The organism is Cellulophaga sp. BC115SP (genome assembly GCF_009905545.1).
In the GTDB taxonomy this organism is placed as follows: Bacteria; Bacteroidota; Bacteroidia; order Cytophagales; family Spirosomataceae; genus Flectobacillus; species Flectobacillus rivi.
The window spans coordinates 1-615 of the sequence record NZ_JAAALB010000198.1 but is presented as its reverse complement, the minus strand read 5'-3'; the positions used below and the strand labels follow the sequence as shown (position 1 = coordinate 615).

The window sequence follows — 615 nt, the reverse complement described above, 5'->3', positions numbered from 1 at the left end:
GACGTAAGTAAATACCGTGTGAAAATGAAAGAATACACGAAACACTGGGAGCTTAACATTTTGTACTCGGCTTGTGTGGAGTATGGTTTGGGTTCAGAGTGGTTCGGTAACAACCGATTGTAGTCTTTACTTTTCAATAAGATAGATTCAAAAACGTACACCTTTAATTGGGCTTCGGCCCTAAAATCTTTTTATGAATAAGTTTCTAAAAATGGCAATGGTATTTCTCAGCTTTTTTGCTGGGGTGTCCATGTACGCCTACACAGGCAACCCCATTGTTTCGGGTCTGAGTATGATGTCGACCAGTGCAGGTTTACAAATGCTAACGGGTCAATATTTGGAGTTTCCCACTGGTGCATTTACAGTACCTTTGGTTGGTCTCAAGCGTAAAACTCAAAATCCACAATTGGGTGGCTCAAAGCGATTGTATGTAATTCTGACAGAAGATTTACTCAATGAGTTTGTGGATTATAACCTCATTTTATCCACTGGCCAGTTTGCGGGAGCTATTCCATTGGCACCAGGGAAAATGGCGGTTGAGATTGAGGCTTGGTACGATACCTTGAAATGGGACGGTGAAATGAAAACAGGCGGTGGCTTTACGCAAGGTGTCGA

General features: G+C 42.3%; 1 protein-coding gene. It reads left to right on the top strand.

All coding sequences use genetic code 11. From position 1 onward, the window contains the following. Nucleotides 1-193 precede the first annotated feature (193 nt). Nucleotides 194-615, top strand: a 422-nt coding sequence (locus GVN22_RS28620; RefSeq protein ID WP_166554198.1) for a hypothetical protein, incomplete at its 3' end; no start/stop codon positions are given.